Source organism: Streptomyces cahuitamycinicus (genome assembly GCF_002891435.1).
GTDB lineage: Bacteria > Actinomycetota > Actinomycetes > Streptomycetales > Streptomycetaceae > Streptomyces > Streptomyces cahuitamycinicus.
This window is the reverse complement of the sequence record NZ_POUC01000471.1, coordinates 1-5,733: the sequence shown is the minus strand read 5'-3', so window position 1 is coordinate 5,733 and position 5,733 is coordinate 1. Positions and strand designations below refer to the sequence as shown.

Annotated in this window: 6 protein-coding genes; 1 reads left to right on the top strand and 5 read right to left on the bottom strand. The window is 73.6% G+C overall.

What is annotated here, in order from left to right; all coding sequences use genetic code 11:
• Positions 1-233: 233 nt before the first annotated feature.
• Positions 234-1,334: a mechanosensitive ion channel family protein gene (locus C1J00_RS36955; protein ID WP_102913294.1), complete on the bottom strand. Its 1,101-nt coding sequence runs from the start codon at positions 1,332-1,334 to the stop codon at positions 234-236.
• 312 nt (positions 1,335-1,646) lie between these two features.
• On the opposite strand from C1J00_RS36955, the gene C1J00_RS36950 reads away from it, so the two are divergent.
• Entirely contained in the window at positions 1,647-2,183 is a 537-nt protein-coding gene (locus C1J00_RS36950) for an HNH endonuclease (RefSeq protein ID WP_102913293.1), read from the top strand.
• Positions 2,184-2,276: 93 nt separating this feature from the next.
• Here C1J00_RS36950 and C1J00_RS36945 read toward each other — a convergent pair whose 3' ends face one another.
• From C1J00_RS36945 to C1J00_RS36930, 4 genes are all read right to left on the bottom strand, one after another.
• Positions 2,277-3,674 (bottom strand): FtsX-like permease family protein, encoded by a 1,398-nt coding sequence (locus tag C1J00_RS36945; protein ID WP_102913292.1) that lies wholly within the window; start codon positions 3,672-3,674, stop codon positions 2,277-2,279.
• Positions 3,671-4,357: an ABC transporter ATP-binding protein gene (locus tag C1J00_RS36940; RefSeq protein ID WP_102913291.1), complete on the bottom strand. Its 687-nt coding sequence runs from the start codon at positions 4,355-4,357 to the stop codon at positions 3,671-3,673. The genes C1J00_RS36945 and C1J00_RS36940 overlap by 4 nt, the downstream gene beginning before the upstream one ends.
• Positions 4,354-4,887 carry a PadR family transcriptional regulator gene (locus C1J00_RS36935; protein WP_102913295.1) on the bottom strand — a complete coding sequence of 178 codons (534 nt, stop codon included), beginning with the start codon at positions 4,885-4,887 and terminating at the stop codon, positions 4,354-4,356. Before C1J00_RS36935 ends, C1J00_RS36940 begins: the two co-directional genes overlap by 4 nt.
• A gap of 108 nt (positions 4,888-4,995) precedes the next feature.
• A partial coding sequence (locus tag C1J00_RS36930) for a discoidin domain-containing protein (protein ID WP_146046328.1) occupies positions 4,996-5,733 on the bottom strand: 738 nt, incomplete at its 5' end.

The window sequence follows — 5,733 nt, the reverse complement described above, 5'->3', positions numbered from 1 at the left end:
GGTCGGGGCCGCGCCGGAGGGTGTCCGTCCTCGGAACGGCGCGATGGGGCGTCATACCGACTGACCGGCGTTGACGCGCCAACCGCTGCGGGCGGACCCCCCCCCGACACGTCCCCTTCTCGCCGTACGCGGGTGCGGGCCCGCACAGCCTGCGGGCGTGCGTACCGGTGGGGCACACCGTCCCGCCGGGCTCGGACCCAACTTCTCGGGGGTGCTGCTTCAGGAGGGTGCTGCTACTTCGTGGTGCTCGTCGGCGCCGGCGGTACGAGCGGGGACGCCGCCGCCGACTGCGGGGAGGCCGCGTTCGCGTACACCGACGGGGCGGCCATCCCCGCCGTCGGATCGACGGGCTGCTCCTCCACCGGGGCCGTGGCGCCGCCGACGATCCGGATGCCCGCCGCGTCGAAGGCCCGCTTGACGCGCCAGCGCAGCTCGCGCTCCACGGTCAGGGACTTGCCGGGCATCGTCTTGGCCGTGACGCGCACGACCATGGAGTCCAGCAGCACGCTGTCCAGGCCGAGGACCTCGATCGGACCCCACAGCAGCTCGTTCCAGGGCTCCTCGGCACCCATCTTCTCGGCGACCTCGTCCAGGGTGGCCTTCACCCTGTCCAGGTCCTCGCCGGCGTGGACGGTGACGTCGACGTTGGCCGTGGCCCAGCCCTGGGAGAGGTTGCCGATGCGCTTGACCTCGCCGTTGCGGACGTACCAGATCTCACCGCCGTCGCCGCGCAGCTTGGTCACGCGCAGACCCACCTCGATCACCTCGCCGGAGGCGACGCCCGCGTCGATCGTGTCGCCGACGCCGTACTGGTCCTCCAAGATCATGAAGACACCGGAGAGGAAGTCGGTGACCAGGTTGCGGGCGCCGAAACCGATCGCCACACCGGCGACACCGGCGGAGGCCAGCAGCGGGGCGAGGTTGATCTGGAAGGTGCCCAGGATCATCAGCGCGGCCGTGCCGACGATCAGGAACGACGCCACCGAGCGCAGCACCGAGCCGATGGCCTGCGAGCGCTGGCGGCGGCGTTCGACGTTGACCAGCAGCCCGCCGATCGCGCTGCTCTCCCCGGTCTGGTGGTTTCGGTTCATGCGGTCGATCAGCTTGGTGATCGCCCGGCGTACGAAGACCCTCAGCACGGCGGCTATCACCACGATGAGCAGGACCCTCAGGCCGATCGCGAGCCACGTCGACCAGTTCTGCTCGACCCAGCCGGCGGCGTTCGTCGCGCTCTCCTGGGCGTCCTCGAGCGAGGGGACTCTCGGGGTCTCCGAGTCCGAGGGGGTCGGCGACGGCGACGGACCGGCGGCGAGCAGGACGGCGGACAGGGACACGGCAGGTACCTCCAGGTGCAGCGGTCTGCCCCGGTGCGGTGGTTCAGGGGGGTCAGGTCACGGCTGAGTCACCGAAGGGGCAGAACCACCACACTAACGGGGCATTGTGTGTGCTTCGGTGGGATGTGTGAAGGAGAGACCGTGCTCACCTGGGCTTGAACAGGCCATGGTCCGGGGGATGAATCAGATGTGGTCGAAAACACTCCCAGCCCGTTACGGGGACATGGTGGCGCTTCCACCAGGCATGAGGGGAGACTGGCTACGAATCGTCCCGGCGCGAGCCACGCGCCGCCGGCGTCCAAGGAGGCATCCGTGCCGCATGTCCTGGTCCTCAACGCGTCGTACGAGCCGCTAGGTGTCGTACCGCTCCGCCGCGCGCTCGTCCTCGTCCTCGAGAACAAGGCCGTATGCCTTGAGGAGTCCGGCGCCTTTCTGCACAGCGCGACCGTCACAGTCCCCGCACCCAGCGTGGTCCGGCTCAAGCGATTCGTCCGGGTTCCCTATCGGGGGCCCGTTCCTCTGACCCGCCGGGCGCTGTTCGCCCGCGACGGGGGCCGGTGCATGTACTGCGGTGGCGTCGCAACCAGCGTCGACCACGTCATCCCGCGCAGCCGCGGGGGCAAGCACGTCTGGGACAACGTGGTGGCGTCCTGTCGCCGCTGCAACCACGTGAAGGCCGACCGGCACCTCTTCGAGATCGGCTGGCGGCTGCGCCACAAACCCGCCCCGCCGTCCGGCCTGGCCTGGCGCATCATCGGGACCGGCCACAGGGATCCGCGCTGGCTGCCGTACTTGCAGCCGTACGGCGCGGAGGACGCCATGGCCCGGATCGACGGCATTTCCGCCTGACGACGATCCGGGCTTTCGTATTGCCTGGTGCGGCCTGCCGACCGGCCCGGGGAACCCCCGTTCCCCCGGGCCGCTCCATCATGCGCGGATCTCCTACGCGTACCGCAGTTCTCCCGGGCGCACCGATCGGCGCAGCAGGGGCAGCGCGGTGGCCGCGGCCAGCAGGCAGGCGGCGTAGACGGCGACGGGCACCAGGGCGATCACCCAGGGGACCGGCCGGTCGGAGAGCAGGGCGTACCACGCGCCGATGGCCGTCCCGCCGAGGCCCGAGAGCAGTACGGCGGGGGCGAGCGGCAGCGCGGTCTCCAGCAGCAGCGCCCGGCCGAGCACCGTGTGCGCCACCCCGGCGGCGGCCTGCGCGGCCAGGCCCCGGCGGCGGGTGGCCAGGGACTCGGCGGTGCCGACGGCGAGGCCCGACAGGGTGATCGTGACGGCGACGGCGACGGCGGCGCCGGTGAGGTCGAGGCCGGTGGTGTAGTAGGACGCGGACATGTAGAGGTGCGGTGAGGTGTGCACCACGTCGCTCAGCACCTGCCGGATGCCCATGAAGCCGGTCCCGACGAGCGTCACCAGCAGCACCGCGGCGTGGGTGCGGGCGGCCGACCAGGGATCGTCGCGCAGCCGTTCCGCCGCGATCAGCGTCGCCGCCGACCGGGCCCGGGGCGCGAGGATCCGCCCGGTGGCCTTCGCGGTGGCCCCGGAGAGCCATACCGCGCCCGCGCCGGCCGCGAGGACCGCGCCCGTCATCATCAGCGGCACCCGGCCGTTCGGCCGGTGGGGGGTGGCCGTGGACGTGGTGACCACGGCCAGCAGCGCCAGCGCCGCGACGAGCAGGATCCCGGCCAGGAACAGCAGTCCGGGCCCCCGTCCGCTGCGCGGCCCGGCCCGGCGCACCCAGCCGAGCGGGGAGGCCACGACCCGGCGCAGCGCGAGAGCGCCCGTCACCGCGCCCAGCACCGGTACGGCGACGGCGACCACGGCGATGCCCGCCCAGGCCAGGGCGGTCGGCCGGTCCCACTGGCGCAGCAGGACCAGCACCGACAGGACGGTGGCGACAGCCGAGCCCAGCAGACAGGCCAGGCCGGTCTCCAGCGCGGCGATCCGCCGGACCTGCCAGGGCGTCGCCCCGGCCAGCCGCAGACCGGCCAGCCGCCGGTCGCGGTGCACGGCGCCGATCCGGGCGCACTGGCCGAGGAACCCCAGCACGGGCACGAGCAGGAGCAGCAGGCCTACGATCACACCGGACCGTGTGCCGGGCTGGTCCAGCAGTCCCGCGGCGACGGGTACCCGGTAGCTGCCCCGCAGCGCGGCCAGGGCGACGGCGGCCAGCGCGAACCCCGTCGCGAGCGCGGCGCCCGTCGCCGTCAGCGCGACCCGCCACCACTCCCCGCGATCGGAACCCCGGGTGAGCTGCCAGGCGAGGCGCAGATCGGAACGCAGGGACGCGGCAGGCCGACGATCACGCCGGATGGCGGGCACGCTGGTCCTCATGCCGTCACCCCCAGCGGCGCCAGGGCGCCGTCCCGCAGCTGGACCTCGCGGTCCGCGTACGCCGCCACCTTGGCGTCATGGGTGACCAGCACAACCGCTGTGCCCGCCTCACGGGCCGTGTGGAGCAGGGCCGTCATGACCTGCTCGCTCGCGAGGGAGTCCAGCGCCCCCGTCGGCTCGTCGGCGAAGACCACCCTCGGGCCGGTGACCAGGGCCCGGGCCAGGGCCGTCCGCTGCGCCTGGCCGCCGCTCAGCTCGCCCGGCCGCAGGTCCTCCTGGCCCCGCACCCCGAACCGCTCCAGCCACTCCCCGGCCCGGGCCCGGGCGGCGGCCCGGTCGGTGCCGGCCAGCAGCAGCGGCAGGGCCACGTTGTCCAGGGCCGTCAGCTCGGGGATGAGCTGCCCGAACTGGAACACCACGCCGAACTCGGTGCGCCGCAGCTCGCTCAGCCGCTTCTCGGGCAGGTCCTCCAGCCGCCGGCCGTCGTAGGTCACCGAGCCCGCGTCCGGGCGGACGATGCCGGACAGGCAGTGCAGGAGCGTCGACTTCCCGCTGCCGCTCGCGCCGGTCACGGCGAGGATCTCGGCGGCGTGCAGCTCGACCGACGCGCCGCGCAGGGCTGGTGTCCGGCCGTGTGCCTTGACGAGGCCGCCGGCCGTGAGGAGGGGCACGGGTCTGCTCATGCTGCGTCGACCTCCGCGGTCAGGGTGGTGAGCCGGGCCGCCGTGGTGCTCATCCAGCGGAGGTCGGCGTCGAGGTGGTTGAGGGCGTAGTCCGCCGAGAGCACGGTCGCGAGGTCCGCGCCCTTGGCGGCCTTGACCGCCGTGAGCTCCCGCATCCGCTCCATGTGCGCGGCGCGCTGGGCGCTCAGGTACCCGGCCGGGTCGCCGCCCGCGAGGATCGCGACCACGACCTTGGCGAAGATCTCGTTCGCCACGAAGGGCGCGGGCGGCGCGATCTCCCCGGCCCACCGGGCCAGTTCGTGCGTGCCCTCGCCCGTCGCCCGGTACATCGTGCGCTCCGGGCCGCCGTCCGAGTCGGTGCCGTCGACCTCCGCGAGACCGTCCCGTACAAGGCGCTGCAGGGTCGTGTAGACCTGCCCGTAGGCGAGCGGACGGGCCTGCGGGAAGCGTTCGTCGTGGCGCCGCTTGAGGTCGTAGCCATGGCTCGGACCCGCCGCGAGCAGGCCCAGCAGAATGTGGCGGGTGCTCATGCCGATCATTATGTACTGAGTACATGTACTGAGTGAATAGTTTTCGGCGAAGAAGCGCGAAGAAGCGCGAAGAACAGCGAAGAAGTTCGCCGCCGCGCTGCGCGGGGTTCACTCCGAGACGGCGTACGCCTCCGCCGACCACAGCGAATACCCGTACGGCGTCGCCCGCTTGTCGCCCTGCACGCGCACGAAGCGCACGTCCTTCTCGTCCAGGGGGACGTTCTCCCGGCCGCCCCGGCTGTCCCGGACCGTGGCGGCTGTGCGCCAGCGGCGCCCGTCCGGCGAGACCTGGACGCGGTAGGACGAGGGGTGCGCGTCCTGCCAGTGCAGCGCGACCCGGCCGAGCCGCGCCGGGCGGGCCAGCTCGACCTGCCACCAGGCGCCGTCGTCGGCCGGGGACGACCAGCGGGTCTCCGGGTCGCCGTCGTTCGCCGCCGACGCGGGGAAGTCGGGCGTCTCGTCGCCCGAGGAGCGGGCGGTGCCGGCGCGGGCCAGGTCGGGGCCGCCGGTGAGCGGGACGGCCCGGACGGTGAGGGTGCGGTCCGCGCCCGCGAACCCGAGCCGGACGTCGTAGGACCGCATCGGGGTGCCGCGCTCCACGGTCACCTCGACCGGGACCTCCACCGTCGTGCCGCGCCGCACGGTCAGCCCGCCCTTCGGCACCCGGACCCGGACGCCCTCGGGCGCCTCGGCGGTGAGCCTGCCGCGGGCGTCCGCGGGGCGCAGCGACCCGAGCCGGGCGGTCAGCCGCTCGGTCCGGCCGGTCTCGACGTCCGCCCGGTCACGGGGCAGGCCGAGGGAGACGGCGGGGGAGCCGGTGAACCAGGGGATGAGGTGGTGGACGCG